23 protein-coding genes are annotated in these 19,146 nt (G+C 33.7%); 9 read left to right on the forward strand and 14 right to left on the reverse strand.

Annotation, left to right across the window (positions count from 1 at the left end):
• Nucleotides 1-2: 2 nt before the first annotated feature.
• Nucleotides 3-482 (reverse strand): DUF6252 family protein, encoded by a 480-nt coding sequence (locus T410_RS03065; protein WP_035668602.1) that lies wholly within the window; start codon nucleotides 480-482, stop codon nucleotides 3-5.
• A gap of 201 nt (nucleotides 483-683) precedes the next feature.
• Here T410_RS03065 and T410_RS03075 point away from each other — a divergent pair, with 201 nt between their 5' ends.
• Genes T410_RS03075 through T410_RS03085 form a run of 3 tightly spaced genes read left to right on the forward strand, consistent with a single transcriptional unit; the run spans nucleotide 684 to nucleotide 2,553 of the window.
• Nucleotides 684-1,244 carry a 30S ribosomal protein S16 gene (locus tag T410_RS03075; RefSeq protein WP_035668607.1) on the forward strand — a complete coding sequence of 187 codons (561 nt, stop codon included), beginning with the start codon at nucleotides 684-686 and terminating at the stop codon, nucleotides 1,242-1,244.
• Nucleotides 1,245-1,259: 15 nt separating this feature from the next.
• Nucleotides 1,260-1,784, forward strand: a complete 525-nt coding sequence (gene rimM, locus T410_RS03080; RefSeq protein WP_035668609.1) for a ribosome maturation factor RimM — start codon at nucleotides 1,260-1,262, stop codon at nucleotides 1,782-1,784.
• A 55-nt stretch (nucleotides 1,785-1,839) separates the two neighbouring features.
• Nucleotides 1,840-2,553 carry a tRNA1(Val) (adenine(37)-N6)-methyltransferase gene (locus T410_RS03085; RefSeq protein WP_035668611.1) on the forward strand — a complete coding sequence of 238 codons (714 nt, stop codon included), beginning with the start codon at nucleotides 1,840-1,842 and terminating at the stop codon, nucleotides 2,551-2,553.
• A gap of 102 nt (nucleotides 2,554-2,655) precedes the next feature.
• On the opposite strand, the gene T410_RS03090 is transcribed toward T410_RS03085, so the two are convergent.
• A complete protein-coding gene (locus T410_RS03090) occupies nucleotides 2,656-3,759 on the reverse strand; it encodes a redoxin domain-containing protein (protein ID WP_035668612.1) in 1,104 nt (367 codons plus the stop codon).
• A 472-nt stretch (nucleotides 3,760-4,231) separates the two neighbouring features.
• On the opposite strand from T410_RS03090, the gene T410_RS03095 reads away from it, so the two are divergent.
• From T410_RS03095 to T410_RS03105, 3 genes are all read left to right on the forward strand, one after another.
• Nucleotides 4,232-4,444, forward strand: coding sequence for a helix-turn-helix transcriptional regulator (locus T410_RS03095; protein ID WP_035668613.1), 213 nt, complete (start codon nucleotides 4,232-4,234; stop codon nucleotides 4,442-4,444).
• A 433-nt stretch (nucleotides 4,445-4,877) separates the two neighbouring features.
• Nucleotides 4,878-6,056, forward strand: a complete 1,179-nt coding sequence (locus T410_RS03100) for an acyl-CoA dehydrogenase family protein (protein WP_035668615.1) — start codon at nucleotides 4,878-4,880, stop codon at nucleotides 6,054-6,056.
• Between the two features lie 92 nt (nucleotides 6,057-6,148).
• Nucleotides 6,149-6,931, forward strand: coding sequence for a DUF3050 domain-containing protein (locus T410_RS03105; protein WP_035668618.1), 783 nt, complete (start codon nucleotides 6,149-6,151; stop codon nucleotides 6,929-6,931).
• 109 nt (nucleotides 6,932-7,040) lie between these two features.
• On the opposite strand, the gene T410_RS03110 is transcribed toward T410_RS03105, so the two are convergent.
• From T410_RS03110 to T410_RS03120, 3 genes are all read right to left on the reverse strand, one after another.
• Nucleotides 7,041-7,358: a 2Fe-2S iron-sulfur cluster-binding protein gene (locus T410_RS03110; protein ID WP_035668621.1), complete on the reverse strand. Its 318-nt coding sequence runs from the start codon at nucleotides 7,356-7,358 to the stop codon at nucleotides 7,041-7,043.
• Between the two features lie 250 nt (nucleotides 7,359-7,608).
• Nucleotides 7,609-7,848 (reverse strand): NifU family protein, encoded by a 240-nt coding sequence (locus tag T410_RS03115; RefSeq protein WP_035668624.1) that lies wholly within the window; start codon nucleotides 7,846-7,848, stop codon nucleotides 7,609-7,611.
• An 80-nt stretch (nucleotides 7,849-7,928) separates the two neighbouring features.
• Entirely contained in the window at nucleotides 7,929-9,059 is a 1,131-nt protein-coding gene (locus tag T410_RS03120) for an Mrp/NBP35 family ATP-binding protein (protein ID WP_035674010.1), read from the reverse strand.
• 279 nt (nucleotides 9,060-9,338) lie between these two features.
• Between T410_RS03120 and T410_RS03125 the strand changes: the two genes are divergently transcribed.
• Nucleotides 9,339-9,923, forward strand: a complete 585-nt coding sequence (locus tag T410_RS03125; RefSeq protein ID WP_035668626.1) for a hypothetical protein — start codon at nucleotides 9,339-9,341, stop codon at nucleotides 9,921-9,923.
• 47 nt (nucleotides 9,924-9,970) lie between these two features.
• Here T410_RS03125 and T410_RS03130 read toward each other — a convergent pair whose 3' ends face one another.
• Genes T410_RS03130 through trmB form a run of 3 tightly spaced genes read right to left on the reverse strand, consistent with a single transcriptional unit; the run spans nucleotide 9,971 to nucleotide 11,716 of the window.
• Nucleotides 9,971-10,300 carry an MGMT family protein gene (locus T410_RS03130; RefSeq protein WP_035668629.1) on the reverse strand — a complete coding sequence of 110 codons (330 nt, stop codon included), beginning with the start codon at nucleotides 10,298-10,300 and terminating at the stop codon, nucleotides 9,971-9,973.
• Nucleotides 10,301-10,347: 47 nt separating this feature from the next.
• Nucleotides 10,348-10,983 (reverse strand): LysE family transporter, encoded by a 636-nt coding sequence (locus tag T410_RS03135; protein WP_035668632.1) that lies wholly within the window; start codon nucleotides 10,981-10,983, stop codon nucleotides 10,348-10,350.
• Nucleotides 10,984-11,038: 55 nt separating this feature from the next.
• Nucleotides 11,039-11,716 (reverse strand): tRNA (guanosine(46)-N7)-methyltransferase TrmB, encoded by a 678-nt coding sequence (trmB, locus tag T410_RS03140; protein ID WP_035674013.1) that lies wholly within the window; start codon nucleotides 11,714-11,716, stop codon nucleotides 11,039-11,041.
• Nucleotides 11,717-11,957: 241 nt separating this feature from the next.
• Between trmB and T410_RS03145 the strand changes: the two genes are divergently transcribed.
• Nucleotides 11,958-13,568, forward strand: coding sequence for a murein L,D-transpeptidase (locus tag T410_RS03145; protein ID WP_035668633.1), 1,611 nt, complete (start codon nucleotides 11,958-11,960; stop codon nucleotides 13,566-13,568).
• Between the two features lie 19 nt (nucleotides 13,569-13,587).
• On the opposite strand, the gene T410_RS03150 is transcribed toward T410_RS03145, so the two are convergent.
• Both T410_RS03150 and T410_RS03155 read right to left on the reverse strand, forming a co-directional pair.
• On the reverse strand, nucleotides 13,588-14,970 hold the full coding sequence (locus T410_RS03150) for an ammonium transporter (protein WP_035668634.1): 1,383 nt from the start codon (nucleotides 14,968-14,970) through the stop codon (nucleotides 13,588-13,590).
• A gap of 224 nt (nucleotides 14,971-15,194) precedes the next feature.
• Nucleotides 15,195-15,704 (reverse strand): nuclear transport factor 2 family protein, encoded by a 510-nt coding sequence (locus T410_RS03155; protein ID WP_035674015.1) that lies wholly within the window; start codon nucleotides 15,702-15,704, stop codon nucleotides 15,195-15,197.
• 228 nt (nucleotides 15,705-15,932) lie between these two features.
• Between T410_RS03155 and T410_RS03160 the strand changes: the two genes are divergently transcribed.
• The gene (locus T410_RS03160) at nucleotides 15,933-17,516 is read left to right on the forward strand and encodes a murein L,D-transpeptidase (RefSeq protein WP_035668636.1); all 1,584 of its coding nucleotides are present in this window, start codon (nucleotides 15,933-15,935) and stop codon (nucleotides 17,514-17,516) included.
• Nucleotides 17,517-17,612: 96 nt separating this feature from the next.
• Here T410_RS03160 and T410_RS03165 read toward each other — a convergent pair whose 3' ends face one another.
• The 4 genes from T410_RS03165 to T410_RS16880 all read right to left on the reverse strand — a co-directional run bounded on the left by T410_RS03165 (nucleotide 17,613) and on the right by T410_RS16880 (nucleotide 18,972).
• Nucleotides 17,613-17,927 carry an HPF/RaiA family ribosome-associated protein gene (locus T410_RS03165; protein WP_035668639.1) on the reverse strand — a complete coding sequence of 105 codons (315 nt, stop codon included), beginning with the start codon at nucleotides 17,925-17,927 and terminating at the stop codon, nucleotides 17,613-17,615.
• Nucleotides 17,928-18,066: 139 nt separating this feature from the next.
• Nucleotides 18,067-18,312 (reverse strand): DUF559 domain-containing protein, encoded by a 246-nt coding sequence (locus tag T410_RS03170; RefSeq protein WP_051929339.1) that lies wholly within the window; start codon nucleotides 18,310-18,312, stop codon nucleotides 18,067-18,069.
• Between the two features lie 72 nt (nucleotides 18,313-18,384).
• Complete coding sequence (locus T410_RS17020; protein WP_193743717.1) at nucleotides 18,385-18,546, reverse strand: hypothetical protein; 162 nt, start codon at nucleotides 18,544-18,546, stop codon at nucleotides 18,385-18,387.
• A gap of 261 nt (nucleotides 18,547-18,807) precedes the next feature.
• Nucleotides 18,808-18,972 carry a hypothetical protein gene (locus T410_RS16880; protein ID WP_193743718.1) on the reverse strand — a complete coding sequence of 55 codons (165 nt, stop codon included), beginning with the start codon at nucleotides 18,970-18,972 and terminating at the stop codon, nucleotides 18,808-18,810.
• Nucleotides 18,973-19,146: the final 174 nt, after the last annotated feature.

Genomic DNA, 19,146 nt, shown 5'->3' on the forward strand with positions numbered 1-19,146 from the left:
GTTTATTGAACAAGTGACACAGGAACTTTATAAAAAACACCCTGTTGATAATTTAAAATTTGGCCAGCTAACGGATTATTATAAATATTTACTGCATTAAATTTAAATGTTCCAGTAACCGTATTGTTCACAGTATCATATTCCGTAATAACAATTTGACCATCTCCAATACCAAAACCTGTAGAAAAAGTAATCATACTACCTGTAACATCAGTTAAAACATAGGTTACTTTTTTAGAATCGCTAGTCCCTAAAAAATAAGTTTTGGCTATAGTAGAATTAACCTTTAAAGATAAAATTTCATTGCTAGTATACGCTTCAATAAGCAAAGATCCATCAGGATATTTTATTGCGTTGGACTGAACGGCCCTCCAAAACACATTGTCTTTCAAGCCCTGCAAAGAAGGATTATTAAAACTAACATCTTCCTGACAAGAAACTAAAGAAAAAATCACAGCAACAAACAAAAAATATTTTTTCATAAAAATGCATCTTTTAAACAAACAAAAGTATGATATTATAGCTAAAAAAATTAAAATTGAGATGAAAAATACACATCAAATTCACTCTAATACATTACTGTTCATTAAAATACCAATCGGATTAGTATTTATCGATAAAAAATGTATCTTTGCACCCTTAATTAATCGAGGTCGAGTACCTCAAAATTTAATCACAAGATTATGTCAGTAAAAATTAGATTACAAAGACACGGTAAAAAACAAAAGCCTTTTTACTGGGTTGTAGCTGCAGATGCACGCTCAAAAAGAGATGGTAAATACCTAGAAAAAATTGGTACTTACAATCCAAACACTAACCCAGCTACTATCGAATTGAACCTTGATAGCGCAGTAAAATGGTTGCACAATGGTGCTCAACCTACTGATACTGCTAAAGCAATTCTTTCTTACAAAGGTGCTTTATTGAAACACCACCTTGATGGAGGTATTCGTAAAGGAGCTTTAACTCAAGAACAAGCTGATGCAAAATTAGCTGCTTGGTTAGAAGCTAAAGCTGGAAAAGTTGACGCTAAAAAAGAAGGATTGACTAAAGCACAAGCTGCTGATAAAGCAAAAGCTTTCAAAGCAGAACAAGAAGTGAATGCAAAACGTTTAGCAGCTGCCGCTCAAGCAGAGGCTGATGCTATTGCTGCCGCAACTCCAGCTGTTGAAGAAGAAGTTGCTGAAGTTGAAGCTGAAGAAGCTCCTGCTGCAGAAGAAAATAACGAAACAACTGAAGCATAATTTTAGAAGGCGAATATGCGTAAAGAAGATTGTTTCTATTTAGGTAAAATCGCTAAAAAATTTAGTTTCAAAGGAGAAGTTCTTGCCTATTTAGACACGGACGAACCTGAGTTATACGAAAACTTGGAATCAGTGTTTGTTGAATGCAACAAACACTTGGTTCCTTTTTTTATTGAAAATAGTTCGCTACACAAAAACGACTTTCTTAGAATTCGTTTTGAAGATATGAATACCGAAGAAGATGCTGATGCTATTATAGGCAACGCCATTTATCTTCCCTTAAATATGTTGCCAAAACTTACCGGCAATAAATTCTACTTCCATGAAGTTATTGGTTTTGAAGTCGAAGACAAACGCTTAGGCGTTGTTGGAAAAATTGAATCCATAAATGACACTACCGCCCAACCTCTTTTTGAAGTTTTAAACGGTGATGTAGAAATTCTCATTCCCATGATTGATCATTTCTTGATAAAAATCGACAGAGAAAACAAAAAAGTCGTTATGGATTTACCAGAAGGATTGATCGAAATGTACCTATAAAAGGTTTAATCGGTTAATCGAAATCTGAAATCAAAAATCGTTAATCTGAAATCTTATGTCCAAATTCCAATTCAAACAATTCTCTCTTGAACAAGATCGTTGTGCCATGAAAATTGGAACCGACGGTGTTTTACTTGGCGCTTGGACACCAATTGAAAACAATCCATTTAGCATTTTAGATATTGGAGCCGGAACTGGAATTATCGCTTTAATGCTTGCGCAAAGAAGCAACGCAGAACAAATTGACGCTTTGGAAATCGACGAAGAAGCCTACGAACAATCCGTAGACAATTTTGAAAACTCCCCTTGGAGTGATCGCCTATTTTGCTTTCATGCCGGTCTGGATGAATTTGTAGAAGAACCAGAAGACGAGTACGATTTAATTGTTTCCAATCCTCCATTTTACACTGAAGATTACAAATCCCAAAACGAACAACGCGACTTAGCCCGTTTTACTGATGCGATGCCTTTTGAAGATTTAATTGAAGCGGCTGACTTGTTACTTTCTGAAAACGGTATTTTCACAGTAATAATTCCTTTTAAAGAAGAAGAACTTTTTTTGGCTCTTGCCGCGGCATACGAATTATTTCCTTTGAAAATCACTCACGTAAAAGGAACCCCAACTACCGAAATCAAGCGAAGTTTATTGGCTTTTAGCCGAAATGAAAATACCATCGTTACTATTGATGAATTAATTATTGAAACTTCAAGACATCAATACACACCCGAATACATCGAATTGACAAAAGATTTTTACTTGAAAATGTAATTTGGAATTTTATCCAAATACATTAACTCCCTTATTTAAATAAATTTCGAATCTCAATTTGCCCTCTTTCCAAATAATGGAAGAGATAGGTATAGCTCTCAGTCATAAGGTGGTTTTTGGAAGTTTTAAAAAAGGAATGCTATCAAGAGCATCATATTTACCAATAATTTTTTTATCTTTATCTAATACAAAATAGGCGGGGATTGTTGAAATAATTGAGCGTATATTATCATTTCCTTTATTTTTGTTAATGAGAAAACCCTTCCATTTATAATTTTCTTTTTTATGGTATAACAACCAGCGATCCTTATCTTCATCTATGCTTAAAGATATTATTTGAATTTTAGAAGTATCAATCTTTGAATAGTTTTTATTTATTTCTCTTGCTTGAATTATGCAATATTTACACCAACTGGCACCAAAATCCAAAACGTATTTTTCTTTATTTGATTCAAAAATACTTTCACTTTTTACTGTTTTTTGCCCACTATTAATAACTTTAAAATCCATAAAACGTTCTCCTATTTGTGAATTTTTCCTGTTTTTGAAATATTCTTGCAAAGTGTTATAGACGAAAGTGTTTTTAAAATTTTCTCTCAAAGATTCTAAACATTTTAAAAGTGTATTGTTTGAGAGATTTCTGCTGTTTTCATAAAGCTTTATAGTTGAATAATACTTATCTGAGTTTTCATTAATCCAATTATAAAATTGTTTCTCATAGTTTGCCAAGTAAAGATAATCTTTGTCTCTTGAGTTAACAATGCCATATTTAGATATTTGCAAGTTAACATTCAGATTTCTATTGTATGGAAAAACGTATTTTGAATGATTTTTTTCGAAAAAATCATTTTCACCACCATTAACTATTATTCGTTTTTTAGTTATTTCATCCCAATCATTCCAAACAATATATATGGAATCATTTGTAGCGATAAATTGTACACTATTATTTTTATTTTTAATGATTCCTATAAAGCTTTCCTTCGTTTTTGTCTTAAAACGGAGCAAATTATTTCTTTTCACGCAAGAATCTATTACTATTGCTGTATAGTCTAAAAGAAGTTTGTGCAAATAAAAAACTTCTCCATCAGGTATTTTAGAAATATTAAATTTTACAGTTACATTTATAGAATACGGAGTGTTAAATTTATTAGATGATTTTTGACAGCTTACTATTAATAAAAAAAGCAAATAATATTTTTTCATAAGTTTAAGTGATATATTGACCCTAGCTTTTTTAAAAGTACGGTTTTTTTTAATGCTTTTTTACTTTATGTTAAATTTTAGTAGCACCAATTTTATATGATAGTAAATGATTATAATAGATGAATCTATTATAATCATTTACTGCTTTATTTTTTTAATTCCCTCGACAACTGCTACTAGTGTATCCACTACAACCACAGTTGAAACAAATCTCTTTTAAGACCGTTTTTATCTCTTTTAAACTTATTTTTTTTATTTTAGATAATCTAATTAATAAGGAAATAAACCATCAAACTCCCATTTCAAGAAACGACCCTGGCACTTGGCTTTCTATAAAAACAAATGTAAGAATAATTGTTCAAATTTACATTTAAAATTAATTCTCGAAATCCTTTTTTCGTCATAATAAAAGCATAATTGCTGTTTTTGGTAAAATTGTCTCTTATGATAAAACAAAAACTAACCAATATGCGTGTTGCAAGGAAGCCTTTCTCAAGAAAAAATTGAAGATTCACTTGGAACATCCCAATCACAATATGATTGCCGAGAAAATGGACTTACTAAAATATCCAAGAAGGAATGTGATAAAATCGCAAAAGTTCTTGATACACCTTTAGAAAACATTTACGAACCCGAAGATGGTATTTATGTACTGAATAATGAAAGTGTAAGTGGAGATTATTAGGGTAGTCAGAATAATTTTCATAATTACCTAACCACATAGTAGAGACTACAAGAAAATTCGTATAAAAATTAGAAGAAATTAAAGCATTGAGAGACAATTTTGCAAAACTTCTCTTTTTAGTAGTCGAGGCCGCCAGACACATCTATACCCCAGAATACATCGAATTGACAAAAGATTTTTACTTGAAAATGTAATTTGGAATTCTATCCAAATAACTCAACTTCCATATTTAAAATAAATTGCAAGCTACAATTCCTGATTTTATCGTAAATTGGTACAATACTTATTCCTTCCATTAAAATTACGCTTTAATAAACACCTTAATTAATTGTAACGTTTCGTTATTTTGAATAAAAATATAAAAATATAACATTTATTAATACTTTTGTTATATTTCTTTATGTAAATTTGCGTCATATAAAATTACCAAACCATGAAACCAGACTTATTTCAAGCTCCAGACTATTATAACCTAGACGATTTACTAACAGAAGAACACAAATTAGTTCGTGATTCTGCCCGTGCATGGGTAAAACGCGAAGTCTCTCCTATTATAGAAGAATATGCTCAAAAAGCAGAATTTCCAAAACAAATCATAAAAGGTTTGGGTGAAATTGGCGGTTTTGGCCCATATATTCCAGAAGAATATGGTGGTGCAGGTCTAGACCAAATTTCGTATGGGTTAATTATGCAAGAAATTGAACGTGGAGATTCTGGTGTTCGTTCAACTTCATCTGTACAATCCTCTTTGGTTATGTATCCTATTTGGAAATACGGAAACGAAGAACAACGCATGAAATACTTACCAAAACTGGCCACTGGTGAATTTATGGGCTGCTTTGGATTAACGGAACCCAATTACGGTTCTGACCCTGGAAGTATGATTACAAACTTTAAAGACATGGGCGATCATTATTTACTGAATGGTGCCAAAATGTGGATTTCGAATGCACCATTTGCAGATATTGCCATTGTGTGGGCAAAAAATGAAGAAGGAAGAATTCACGGTTTAATTGTTGAAAGAGGAATGGAAGGTTTTACCACTCCGGAAACACATAACAAATGGTCCCTTCGTGCCTCTTCTACAGGAGAGTTGATTTTTGATAATGTTAAAGTACCAAAAGAAAATTTATTGCCAAATAAATCTGGATTAGGAGCACCGCTGGGTTGTCTTGATTCTGCACGTTACGGAATTGCTTGGGGAGCCATAGGTGCCGCAATGGATTGCTATGACACAGCATTGCGTTATGCAAAAGAAAGAATCCAGTTTGACAAACCTATTGCAGGAACTCAATTGCAACAAAAGAAATTAGCTGAAATGATTACTGAAATCACCAAAGCACAACTATTGACTTGGAGATTAGGCGTTTTACGAAATGAAGGAAGAGCGACAACAGCTCAAATCTCTATGGCTAAAAGAAATAATGTAGATATGGCAATACATATTGCCCGCGAAGCCAGACAAATGCTAGGCGGAATGGGAATTACCGGAGAATATTCTATTATGCGTCACATGATGAATCTGGAATCCGTAATTACGTATGAAGGAACCCACGACATTCACTTACTAATCACAGGAATGGACATTACTGGAATTCCAGCTTTCAAATAGTAATAAACAACTATTAAAGTATTTATAAAATTGATAGTAAAAGCTTCTTGGAAACAAGAAGCTTTTTTATATTTACACAAAAAATACCACTGATGAATATTGAAACAATCAACAATAGCATTCAACCCCAGAAAGAGTTATTGTTACAACATCCCTTATATAAAAAAGTAAAAACTATCGAAGACTTACAGTGTTTTCTTGAGAGTCATGTATATGCAGTTTGGGATTTTATGTCCTTACTAAAAGCATTACAATCCAAGTTAACCTGTACGACAACTCCTTGGTTTGCCACAGAAAACCCAGAAACCAGATATCTAATTAACGAAATAGTCCTTGCTGAAGAATCAGATTTGACAATTGACGGTCGCCGACAAAGTCATTATGAAATGTACATTGAAGCAATGATTGCTTGTGGCGCAAATACAGATGGAATTGAACAATTTTTATCAGAAGTCAATTCGCTAAAAAACATATTTGTTGCTATTAAAAAAAGTAATTTACACCCAAATATTAAAGCTTTTTTAGATTTCACTTTCAGAGTTATTGAAGAGGGAAAATCACATGAAATAGCTGCTGCTTTTACCTTTGGAAGAGAAGATTTGATTCCGAGTATGTTCACTGCAATTTTAAAAAACTTTCAAGAAAATTTTCCTCAAACTGATTTGAGCAAGCTCATTTACTATTTCGAAAGACATATCGAATTAGATGCTGATGATCATGGTCCTATGGCGATGAAAATGATAACAGAACTTTGTGGAACGGATACCCAAAAATGGTCTGATGTAGAAGAAATTTCGATATTAGCTTTAGAAAAACGCATCGGACTTTGGGATGCGATTGAAGAAACCATCATGATGAATGTGGAATTAGCTTAAGAGCAAATGCTTCATTCTGAATTAGTAAATTCTTTATTTCCAGAAAAAATTTCACGAAGAGCCACATAAAAAAAAGCGTTCAGTCTAGCATAAGATGAACGCTTTTTTATTAATTTTCCGGAGCCAACTCCAGTTCTAAACCTTCCAAACTTTCGGTGATTGGGATTTGACAGCCCAAACGACTATTTGACTTTACATAGAATGCTTCAGAGAGCATCGCTTCTTCATCGTCGCCCATTTCAGGTAATGCAACATCATTCAGAACATAACATTGACAAGAAGCGCACATGGCCATTCCGCCACAGGTTCCTTCTACCGGAAGTTCATAGGCTTTACATAGTTCCATGATGTTCATGGCCATATCTGTAGGAGCCTGTAATTCATGCACTACTCCTTCTCTATCTTTAATTTTTATTAATACATCCATTTTTTTCTATTTGGAATTGGTTGGTAAATCAATTGTATCTTTTTGGTATCCTGATTTTTTTTGCGTGAGATTTGAAATTACGAGGAAGATAGCCAATGGCTGTTAGACATTTCAGTATTAAAAAAAGTACCCCCTACACATAACTCTCAAAAAAAAACCATTTTAATAAAAAAGCTTGTTACTCATTATATCGAGTAGCTTTTTTATTAAAAGGAACACACCGTCCTTCGACTACGCTCAGGACGACGTATTATAGGATATTTACAACAGTTTCTATTTGTGGAGCAAACTTTTTGATGGTTGTTTCCACGCCAGCTCTTAATGTCATTTGGTTTACACTGCAACTGGTGCATGCTCCTTCAAGACGCACTTTTACGTGTTTGTCGTCTTCGATGGAAATAAGTGTAATATCTCCGCCATCAGAGTTCAAGAAAGGTCTAATTTCTTCGAGTGCTTTTTGAACTTCTAGTGTTAATTCTTCTGTTGTCATAATTGAGATTTTTAGATAGTTAGATTTTTAGATAGTTAGATTTTTTCTAAAAGTCTAACTATCTAAATTGTCTAAGTAGTCTATTTTTTATTTACTGCTGAACAACCTGCCATAGTCGTAATCTTTACAGCTTCGGTAGCAGGCAAACTTTCGTTTCTGCTTACTACTTCCTGCACAACATTCCTGGTGATTTCTTCAAAAACAGTTTCGATAATTGAACCTGTTTGCATGGCTGCAGGACGACCATAATCTCCCGCTTCTCGGATTGATTGTACAATTGGCACTTCTCCAAGGAATGGAACATCTAAATCTTCAGCAAGATTTCTAGCTCCTTCTTTTCCAAAGATATAATATTTATTTTCAGGTAATTCCTCTGGTGTAAAATAGGCCATGTTTTCAATAATTCCCAATACAGGAACATTTATTGCTTCTGACATAAACATAGAAACTCCTTTTTTAGCATCGGCCAAAGCTACTGCTTGAGGTGTGCTAACAATTACAACACCTGTTATAGGTAGTGATTGTACGATTGAAAGGTGAACATCACCTGTCCCTGGAGGTAAATCGATTAACATGAAATCTAATTCTCCCCAATCTGCATCAAATATCATTTGGTTCAACGCTTTGGAAGCCATAGGTCCTCTCCAGATTACAGCTTGACTAGGCGCCGTAAAAAATCCAATAGATAGAATTTTTACTTCGTAACTTTCAACTGGTTTTATTTTTGATTTTCCATCCACCAAAATAGATACTGGTTTTTCACTTTCTACATCAAACATAATTGGCATAGACGGGCCATAAATATCCGCATCAAGGATTCCTACTGAAAAACCCATTTTAGCCAATGATACCGCAAGATTTGCTGTAACAGTAGATTTTCCTACACCTCCTTTACCTGATGCAACTCCGATAATATTTTTGATTCCAGGTATTGCTTTCCCTTTCACTTCTGGTTTATCCGGAACTTCTACTTTACTATTGATTTTAATTTTAGCCTCTGGAGAAACTAATTCAAGAATTGTTTTTTTGATGTCATCTTCAGCACGTTTTTTAATGTGCATTGCCGGTGTGTGCAATACTAAATCTACCACAACCTCATCGCCAAAAGTAATTACGTTTGCAATTGCACCACTTTCAACCATATTTTTTCCTTCTCCAGCTATAGTAATCGTTTCTAAAGCTTTAAGAATGTCTTTCCTATCTAATTTCATTTTTAGTTTATTGTTTTCTATTGGCATCTTAGCACCAGAATATTATCTTTATTTAAACTGATTTCAGATTGCAAATATACTATGAAAAGTTCTTATTATAAAGGATTTGTATTGCATTTATTGATGTAGAAATTGACGGTGGTTATTAGCCATTTTCGGCGTTATTATTTTACAATATCAGTCTCGGCGAGAGAGCTATTACTTTTAGATTTAATTAAAAAAGAACATTATTACCCACCAATAAAGTATTTTTTTGGTCTAAATTTATAGAAAAAAATTATGGGATTAAGTTTTCATTATAAAGGAGCGCTAAAAAACCCTGGTCTATTACAAAAAATGATTGAAGAGGTTATTGACATTTCATTGGTAAACCAATGGAAATTCCACATTTTTGAAGAAGCTTTTCCAAACCATGCTTTTACTCTTAATTCCTATAATGATTCCATTTACGGCATCTGTTTTAACCCACCCAATTGCGAAGTGGTTTGCTTAACTTTTCTATCCAACGGAAAAATGAGCCCTTTCTATAATTTCGAACCTTCAAAAGTTTACGTAAATGAATTAGACGACAATTATCTATCAGTAAAAACACAATTTGCCGGACCTGAAATTCACAAACAATTGATCAACATCTTCGATTATATAAACAAAAAATATTTTGAAAATTTTGATCTTACGGATGAAGGAAATTATTGGGAAACAAAAAACGAGCAACTACTCGAGGATACATTTGAAAAATACACCAATTTAATTAATGGATTTGACAGTTTATTAAACAACATTCCAATTGGAGAAAATGAAAGCATCGAAGCCTATTTAATTCGAATAGCCGAAATAAACAATAAAAAGAATGATAAAAAATAATTATAAAGACAAACAAACGTAAAAGCGAACGCACAAAACGGTAAAAACTATTCCTCCCTAACCTCTGGCTGCCAAAAATGTTTTTCGAAATCCAAAATTTGGTTATCCACTACTTCTATTCCTTCGCTTTCCAGTAATTGCTGCATGAGATTTGTTCCGTCAAAATGAAGTTTTCCGGTAAGCAACCCTTTTCTATTGACCACACGATGTGCCGGAACATCTTCCATATTGTGTGAAGCATTCATCGCCCAGCCTACCATTCGGGCAGAGCGTGCTGTTCCTAAAGCTTTTGCAATAGCACCATAAGAAGTGACTTTCCCATAAGGAATTTGTCTGGCTATGATGTATACTCGTTCGAAAAAATTCTCGTTTGACATGGTTGTGAATCTGATAAAAATACTTTCTATATTGAATATCGAAAAAACTATCTCAAATAATATCGAATAATATTGAATAACGTTACTGCCGCTATTAATCCGGTTATCGTACCAATAATCGTATTCATATTCCTCATGATATAATCCGTCTTGTTTTGTATTTTTTGAAAAAATGTGATATAGAAGTAAAAAACCAAAAAAGAACCAATCACCACACCAGTCACAAAAACAAGAATATAGACCATATCATAAAAAAACAAATTGTAAGACGACAAAGTAATGCTTACAAAAACATAATATGGAATAGGAAAAAAATTAAGTGCCGAAAGCAACATCCCAAGAAAAAATCGTTTTGTACTGCTGTACTTTTTTATCTTACCTTTTTTTTTCTTTGGCTTTTTGGCAATCCAAAGAAAATAGATTGTCAAAGCAGTAAAAACTCCAAATCCCGCTTCACGCAATAAAATTAAAACATCAGAGTGTTCATTAATATAACGGGCGAATAATATTGCTAGATAAGCTTGAAAAAATATAATAATAACCGCACCTGAAATGAACCATAATGCACTTCTTTTACCTTCTTTTAAATTTACCTTTGCAGCTGTCATATTAAGTAACCCTGGCGGAGTAATCCCAATAAAAGCAGTTACAAATCCCAAAAATAAAGATACAATTAAATTCATAGGCAAGTTTTTCGCATTAAAATAAAGAATATAAATTCAAGTTGTAAATGGGAGCCTATTCTTTAATTTTGAATCTAATGTACGTAATTGCTTTATTAATTTCCAAATATTGTTTTTCGTAAAAGGTTTGAAAAGCAGTCACTTCTTCCGGACTTCCTTCATTTACATACACATTATGATTTGCATACAAAACTTCATGACCTTCGCCATGCAGCAATCCCAGCGTATATCCGTGCATGAATTCACTATCAGTTTTTAAGTTTACGACACCGTCTTTTTTGAGGATTTTTTTATACAATTGCAAAAACTCGGAATTGGTCATTCTGTGTTTTGTGCGTTTGTATTTTATTTGCGGATCTGGAAATGTAATCCAAATTTCGTCAACTTCGTTTTCAGCAAAAATATGATTGATTAATTCGATTTGGGTTCTGATAAAAGCCACGTTATACAAGCCGGTCTCAACAGCTGTTTTGGCACCACGCCAAAAACGTGCTCCTTTAATATCAATCCCAACAAAGTTTTTATTAGGATATCTTTCAGCAAGACCTACTGAGTATTCCCCTTTCCCGCAGCCTAATTCCAGCACTAATGGATTTTCATTTTTAAAGAACTCTGAGTTCCATTTGCCTTTAAGCGGAAATAAATCGCCTACTACTTCTTCTCTTGTTGGTTGAAAAACATTGTTGAATGTTTCGTTTTCTTTGAACCTTTTTAATTTATTTTTGCTTCCCACTTTTTCAGAATATTTCGGCAAAATTAAGGAAATATATAAGACCGAAAGGTTTGCTGAGGAAAAAATGAAGAAAATCGTTTTGAAAACTGTTGCTATTGCAAAAATATTTAGCTCCTGAATGCAATTCATTTGAAAATTTCCAATTCTTGTTCTATTCAGAAGAAAACAAAAACAGAAACTTACTAATCATTTCCTGTCTATCAAGGAAACATTTCGTTATCTTTATATAAATAATTACGTCATGAGAAACTCCGTTATATCGTTTGTAATTATCTTTTTTAGCATTTCACTTGCCAACGCTAACCTTATCAATAATAAAAAAGGCAGTACAAAACTAACTGCTACTCCCTCATCCTATAGAGAATCGACAGAAGAAAATTCGACAATCCTGATTAACAGCACAATTATTTCAGAATTTTTCAAGAAATACCCTGATTTAAAAAACTACAAATCAGAGGTAACTGCTTTGTATAAAAAAAGGAATTACAAATCCATTTGGTATGATCACAAAGGTGTTATTGCGTTTGCTGATTTGTTATATTCTAAAGCAAATCAACTTAAAGAGGACGGAATAAAATCCAATTTAGCCTACAAAGATAAAATTGACGGAATTTTCAACAAACAAAACACTCCTGACTTATCTCCTACCGATACCGAATTACTTTTGTCCTCGCTTTATATTTTCTATGCCAAAAAAGTATATCAAGGAATTGACACTACAAAAATAAGGGCAATTGGCTGGTTTTTAGTCCAAAAAAATCTTCCCTATGAAAATCTATTAGACTCTTTATTAATTGATCCACAATTGCTGAATAAAAACGAAAAACAACTTTTTGGGCAATATTACAAATTGCGTACTGCTTTAAAAAAATACCGACAAATAGAAAAAAACGGCGATTGGAATTCCATAACAGCTGAAATTTTGACAAAAGAATACCAACCCGGAGACAGCTCAAAAACCATAGCCCAAATCAGACATCGACTGGCAGTTACGGGTGACCTGAAGCAGGACTCCAAAAGTAATTTATACGACAAAACATTAATGAGCGGCGTATTGAACTACAAAAAAAGAAACAGCATGAAAGCTGATTATGCGATAACCTCCATGCTAATTCAGCGGATGAATACCCCTATAGAAAAGTACATCAAAGCCATCATCGTCAACATGGAACGCTGTCGATGGATTGCTCCAGAAATGACTAAAGCAGATGAATATATTTTTATAAATATCCCATCCTTCAAGCTCATTTATAAAAGAAATGGCAAAAAAGAATTAGAGTCGGAGGTGTTTGTAGGTGAAACCATGAATGAAACAGCTATTATCAGCAGTCATGTTACTCAAATTGTATTCAGTCCCTACTGGAATGTCCCCAGCAGCATTATAGAAACCGAGCTCATTCCTGCAATATCACGCGAAAAAAATTACCTTGAAGACCATAATATGGAATGGAATAACGGTAAAATCAGGCAGAAACCAGGAGAAAAAAACGCCTTGGGACTTGTGAAGTTTATTTTTCCGAATGACAGTGGCATCTATTTACACGATACGCCATCAAAAAGCTTATTTGAATCAGAATACAGAGCCTACAGTCATGGCTGTATCAATATGAACAAGGCCAAAGAACTGGCTTTATTACTTTTAAAAGATGATCCTGACTGGCCTATTGAACGCATTAACAATGCTATGAACGGAGAAAAGGAAACGGTTTGTACCCTAAAAAAGAAAATCCCTATCCACATAGGCTATTTCACAACTTGGGTAAACGATTCCGGTGAAATTAGTTTTTACAATGATGTCTACGAAAGAGACAATCGACTGGCTGAACTATTATTTTTGAATGAATCCAAATAAAAAACCACCAAAAACCAGTTTATTCTGCTTCAACAATCACATCCGAACATTCTATAGGAAACAGCGTTTCATCATGTTGTGACAAATCTAATCCCATAATTTCGGATTCTTCAGTAACGCGCATTGGAATAATTCTATTCGTTATTTTGAATAAAATATAAGCTCCAAAAAAAGTATAAATAGAAACCAAAACCAATGCCATCATGTGGTGTGCAAAAACATTCCAACCACCATGAAGCAAACTAGCATCCTCGCCATGTGCAAAAACAGCTGTTAAAACCATTCCCATGATTCCACCCACACCGTGACATGCAAAAACATCTAATGTATCGTCAATGCCTTTTAAAAATTTAGCATTTACTACTGTATTTGAAACAAGAGCAGCTATAAAACCAAAAAACATACTTTCAGGAACGGACACGTATCCTGCAGCCGGAGTGATTGAAACAAGTCCCACTACAGCACCTATACAAGCTCCTAATGCCGAAACTTTACGGCCGTTTATTCTGTCAAAGAAAATCCAAGTTAACATGGCTGCTGCCGATGCAGTTGTTGTTGTAGCAAAAGCCATTGCTGCAACACCATTAGCCTCCAAAGAAGAGCCGGCATTAAAACCAATCCAACCAAACCAAAGCATTCCGGTTCCCAATAAAACAAAAGGAATATTAGTAGGTACATGACGGCTATTTTTTCGTTTTCCTAAAACAATGACTCCTGCCAAAGCTGCAAAACCAGCGCTCATGTGTACCACAGTTCCTCCTGCAAAATCTTTAACCCCGAAATACGAACCTAAAATTCCAGTAGGATACCAAACGGCATGGCACAAAGGCGCATAAATAAATAACGTAAACAAGCAAATAAAAAGCAAATAGGAAATAAATCGAACACGTTCCGCAAATGACCCTGTGATAATAGCGGGCGCAATCACGGCAAATTTCATTTGGAACAAAGCATACAACATAAACGGAACAGTACTGGCTATGCTTTTATGCGGCAACATCCCTACATAATCCATAAATGCAAAAGTCCCGGGATTACCTACAAAACTATAAAAACCAGACCCAATATGAATTCCCATAGGCTCGCCAAAAGCCAAACTAAAGCCTACAACTACCCATAATAAAGTAACTACACCCAAACAAATAAAACTTTGCAACATGGTAGATATAACATTTTTCTTCCCTACCATTCCTCCATAAAAGAACGACAATCCCGGCGTCATTATTAACACCAGGCAACAAGAAGTTAACATCCACGCAACATCGGCAGGGACGATATGATCTGTAGTAGCAAATTGCAAAAGAACAGGACTAGTTCCTGACACTGCTGGCCACAATACACCAGTGATACAAACTAAACTTATTATGACAAAGGATATGATCCAGCGTTTCTCTATTTTCATTTTCTTTACTTAACCCCGATTTATTAGGGGGCAAAGTTAAAAAAAAAATAATTTAGCACCATAAAACAATTTAAAATAGGGGTACCCAAAACAATTATCACTAATTCAGCAATTTTAAAGGCTTTTTATTAAGAGTATGCAATTTAATCCCTTCAATATTGAATGTTTATTGAGGAATGCATTATAATGAATTCTGTATAGGAATTGAAAAAGAAATCCAATTACTACTTTTTCTGCAGTTCCTTTATCAAGCCTTCTTCAATGGGCTCTTTTATTTTGATAACAGCATCCACATTGTCATTAGGAACAGTCATTGACAAAACATAATGTTGAATTTTCCAATTGTTTCCTATTTTCACCAAAACGCCTGAACCTCTGCAAATTTTCATCTGGGTATTCAACAATTCATCAAACCAAGCCATTTTTTCTGTTTTATCAAAGTAAATATGACGTTCCAATGCCGTAAAACTCCACGCTTTTCCTTTATCAAAAAAAGGTTTTGCCCAAACTTGAAAAGCTGCTTTATTCCAATTTTCGGTGGCATCAGTTCCTATAAAAACAGCATCCTTGGTCATTAAATTGAAATAGGCATTATAATTTGCTTCAGCGGCAGCTTTGTGCCAACTATCCATCAGCATATTGATTTTTTCTTTCTCTTTTTCAGCGCCTTGATTCCTTGTGTTGAAAGCAGAAAACAGCAAAATAGTCCCACAGAATAGCATTATTTTTTTCATAATTTTTGGATTTTTCAAATATAGAATTTCAAATAAAAAAACAAACACAACACTCAAAATTCTAATAAACAGTGATTTAAATATTAATTTTCATTGATTTACACATAAAAAGTAAAGATAGGATTTAAAGCTTAAAAAACCCTCTTTTCAAAACCGGTATTACAACCCTCGATTTGACGTATTTTTGTAATGCCTTGAAATGAATTATAATGCCTTAAAATTCAACCTATGAGAAAGTTACTAATTCCAATTATAATTACTGTTTTCACATTAACGTTGACCATAACTTCCTGCAAAAAGAAAAGCGAAAACAATGCTGCAGCCAATCAGGAAAATGAAAACACGCCAGAAAACACTGTTTTTGACAGCACTCAAATCGGGACTTTTTTTGAAAAATATTCAAAACTAGAAAAATACAAACCCGAAGTGGAATCCTTATATCGCAAACACCAATTTCATTATGTATGGTTTGATAAAAACGGAATCAATGAATTTGGAAATTTATTTTACAACAAGATTAATAATTTGCCGCAGGAAGGTGTTCAAACTATTATTCCGTACAAAGAAAAATTAGACAAAATTTACGATGACGCTGACAACAATCAGAAACCAAATATTGACGTTGAACTACTCAACTCAGCGCTCTATTTTTTTTATGCTAACAAAGTATTTCATGGTTTAGATGCCCAAAAAACAAAAGAAATTGGATGGTATCTTCCTCGAAAAAAGCAGTCTTATGTCAGCTATTTAGATTCATTACTCATCGACCCTTCCTTAATCAATAAAAATGAAAAAGGCGTATTGCGTCAGTATTACTTATTGAAGGACGTCCTGCAAAAATACCGCCAAATAGAAAAAAAGGGCGGCTGGAAACCCATAACTATTGATTCGGAAACTAAGTCCCTCAAGCCCGGAGACAGTGCAGCAGCAATTGCTCAAATAAGACAACGCCTATTCATTACCGGCGACATCACTTCTGATTCAAAAAGCGCTGTATATGACGCCGCATTAGCTACAGGAATTTTGGAATACAAAAAAAGAAACGGTAATACCCTCAATAAAACCATTCTGCCCGAGCACATCAAAAGTATGAATGTGACCGTAGCCGAGCGCATCAAGACCATCATGGTGAATATGGAACGTTGCCGATGGATTTCAAATGACATTACCAAATCCAAAGAACTAATCGTCATCAATATTCCTGCTTACGAATTAACGTTTCTTAGAGACGGGAAAGCGGTCTTAAAATCGAAAGTTGTAGTAGGAAAAGCCATGAATAAAACCGTTGTTTTTAGCGCTCCAATGAAATACATAGTATTCAGACCTTACTGGAATGTCCCAGCAAGCATTTTAAAGAAAGAAATTCTACCGGCAATTGAGAAGAATCCAAATTACCTTGCCGAACACTACATGGAATGGAAAGACGATTATGTAAGACAAAAACCGGGACCTGAAAACTCATTAGGTTTAGTAAAATTTTTATTCCCTAATTCGAATGCGATTTATTTGCACGATACGCCCGCAAAAAGCTTATTCAGTGAAGAAGACCGCGCTTTTAGTCACGGATGCATTCGTGTAGCCAAGCCAAAAGAACTAGCCGCAATGATTATGAAAGACGATAAAAATTGGAATCCTGCAAAAATTGAAACTGCCATGAATAGCGGTGAGGAATACTGGTACACGCTCAAAAATAAAATTCCGGTTTATATTGGTTATTTTACTGCTTGGGTAGATACTGATGGAGTGCTTCATTTCTATGATGATGTTTATGACAGAGATGAAACATTAGCAAGATTGCTGTTTGACAAATAAAAGCCTGTTCTCTTACTACGGAGTATCGCAACAAAAAAAAAATGACACCATCTTGTAAAGACAGTGTCATTTTTTTGTTTGCCAAAAGGCAACTATTTAATACGTTTTCTTTTTTTCGAAAGTTGTTTCCAACACTTTTTTGATTTTGTCCAAGGCGCCGTGAAATGCTTTCTCTGTAGTATCAGCATGATTGGTAACTGCTACAGGCTGCATGTTTATTGGTCGTGCTTCAATAAGGCATCGTTTGTCGTTGATACCACCTTTATCGCTGTTTTCATCACCAAGATGCACTTCTAAACGGGTTACTTTTTCTTCAAAACGCGCCAACGCATTTCCTAATTCCTCTGCAATATACGCTTTCAAACGTGCATGTCCTTCTACATTATTGTCTGTATTGATTTGTACTGTCATGTTTTTATAAATTTAATGTTGTCTTTCAAATTTACCCATTGCACCATGAAAAACCGAACCAATTAATAAAACATTATGAAAATAAAAGAAAGAAAAGTGGAGTTGCGGAAGGGAGTGGATTCTGGTTTCAAGTTTGCGATTACATTTTTATATTTTGTCTCAAAATAATCTCAGATTGAATTTTGACCACGCAATCCTCGAGATTTTTTTCTATCACCGAACTCCAGAAACGAAGCACTTTCCAGTTTTGTGATTCCAGATAATTATTGACTTCAATGTCTCTTTGGATGTTGCGTTCTATTTTCTTTTGCCATAACTCCGTATTGGTTTTGACGCGGTTTTTTTGGTTTTTCCAATCTTTACTGTGAAAGAATTCGCTGTCCACGAAAATGGCTATTTTGAGTTTTTTGTTAAACTATTTTTAAATAATTATAAAATAAACTGGAGTTAGATTTAGTTATTCTTGAAGTTTTACAGGATAAAAAATGTTGAAAAAAATTTCAAAGGCTTCACAAGGTAATTTTTTATCAAGTTCAAATAATTCCTCTATAACATCCCACCCTTTTATGTATTCTTCATCTTTTTCTTCGTCTATTTTATCTTCAAATTCATTAATCACTTAAATTCTAACCGACCAGTCGATTCAGCAATCCCTTTATAAAAAACTTTCCTTTCTGCATTGGTGTCAAAAACATATTGTTTAAAATTGATGCTTTTTTCTAAATCATTAAAAGTTCTTTGTTGTAAAACTTCCTAACTTGTTCTTTCCCGAAATTATTTTAGTGTGATAGCTCATTTTTTTTTTAAAATATTTTGATAATGATACTCTAAAAATTCTTTTGAGGGTGAAAATTTATCTGGCAAGACGATTAAATGATATTCATAATTCAAAAGAAATCAACACTTCGCTTTCGAATGCAAGATTCTCCCAATTATTATTGAATTCGTTCCATACAATTTCATCTAATTTACTTGCATTTGCTAATCCTACAATTCCTCTCTTTTTCAATTCTAGATCAAAACTTCCAAAATTTCCGATTTTCATTTTTACTGAATTTGTACTTCTATCAATTATTTTTGCAATACGAATAATGTCTGGATGATTTGAAGAAACTTTATTAAATGGAATTTTACAATAAAGATTCAATGCCACTATAGTTTGTTCTCTTGTCCAATTATATCTAGCCCTAAAAATGAAGTTTTGCCCTAATTATTTTTT

Source organism: Flavobacterium sp. 83, from assembly GCF_000744835.1.
Taxonomy (GTDB): domain Bacteria; phylum Bacteroidota; class Bacteroidia; order Flavobacteriales; family Flavobacteriaceae; genus Flavobacterium.

What these genes read in the sequence shown, in the direction of transcription:
- rimM (WP_035668609.1), top strand. Translation starts at nt 1,260, where the DNA reads ATGCGTAAAGAAGATTGTTTCTATTTAGGTAAAATCGCTAAAAAATTT.
- T410_RS03115 (WP_035668624.1), bottom strand. Translation starts at nt 7,848, where the DNA reads ATGACAACAGAAGAATTAACACTAGAAGTTCAAAAAGCACTCGAAGAA.
- T410_RS03100 (WP_035668615.1), top strand. Translation starts at nt 4,878, where the DNA reads ATGAAACCAGACTTATTTCAAGCTCCAGACTATTATAACCTAGACGAT.
- T410_RS03160 (WP_035668636.1), top strand. Translation starts at nt 15,933, where the DNA reads ATGAGAAAGTTACTAATTCCAATTATAATTACTGTTTTCACATTAACG.
- T410_RS03065 (WP_035668602.1), bottom strand. Translation starts at nt 482, where the DNA reads ATGAAAAAATATTTTTTGTTTGTTGCTGTGATTTTTTCTTTAGTTTCT.
- T410_RS03130 (WP_035668629.1), bottom strand. Translation starts at nt 10,300, where the DNA reads ATGTCAAACGAGAATTTTTTCGAACGAGTATACATCATAGCCAGACAA.
- T410_RS03085 (WP_035668611.1), top strand. Translation starts at nt 1,840, where the DNA reads ATGTCCAAATTCCAATTCAAACAATTCTCTCTTGAACAAGATCGTTGT.
- T410_RS03075 (WP_035668607.1), top strand. Translation starts at nt 684, where the DNA reads ATGTCAGTAAAAATTAGATTACAAAGACACGGTAAAAAACAAAAGCCT.
- T410_RS03110 (WP_035668621.1), bottom strand. Translation starts at nt 7,358, where the DNA reads ATGGATGTATTAATAAAAATTAAAGATAGAGAAGGAGTAGTGCATGAA.
- T410_RS03155 (WP_035674015.1), bottom strand. Translation starts at nt 15,704, where the DNA reads ATGAAAAAAATAATGCTATTCTGTGGGACTATTTTGCTGTTTTCTGCT.
- T410_RS03105 (WP_035668618.1), top strand. Translation starts at nt 6,149, where the DNA reads ATGAATATTGAAACAATCAACAATAGCATTCAACCCCAGAAAGAGTTA.
- T410_RS03120 (WP_035674010.1), bottom strand. Translation starts at nt 9,059, where the DNA reads ATGAAATTAGATAGGAAAGACATTCTTAAAGCTTTAGAAACGATTACT.
- T410_RS16880 (WP_193743718.1), bottom strand. Translation starts at nt 18,972, where the DNA reads ATGAAAATCGGAAATTTTGGAAGTTTTGATCTAGAATTGAAAAAGAGA.
- T410_RS03165 (WP_035668639.1), bottom strand. Translation starts at nt 17,927, where the DNA reads ATGACAGTACAAATCAATACAGACAATAATGTAGAAGGACATGCACGT.
- T410_RS03145 (WP_035668633.1), top strand. Translation starts at nt 11,958, where the DNA reads ATGAGAAACTCCGTTATATCGTTTGTAATTATCTTTTTTAGCATTTCA.
- T410_RS03150 (WP_035668634.1), bottom strand. Translation starts at nt 14,970, where the DNA reads ATGAAAATAGAGAAACGCTGGATCATATCCTTTGTCATAATAAGTTTA.
- T410_RS03125 (WP_035668626.1), top strand. Translation starts at nt 9,339, where the DNA reads ATGGGATTAAGTTTTCATTATAAAGGAGCGCTAAAAAACCCTGGTCTA.
- T410_RS03135 (WP_035668632.1), bottom strand. Translation starts at nt 10,983, where the DNA reads ATGAATTTAATTGTATCTTTATTTTTGGGATTTGTAACTGCTTTTATT.
- T410_RS03090 (WP_035668612.1), bottom strand. Translation starts at nt 3,759, where the DNA reads ATGAAAAAATATTATTTGCTTTTTTTATTAATAGTAAGCTGTCAAAAA.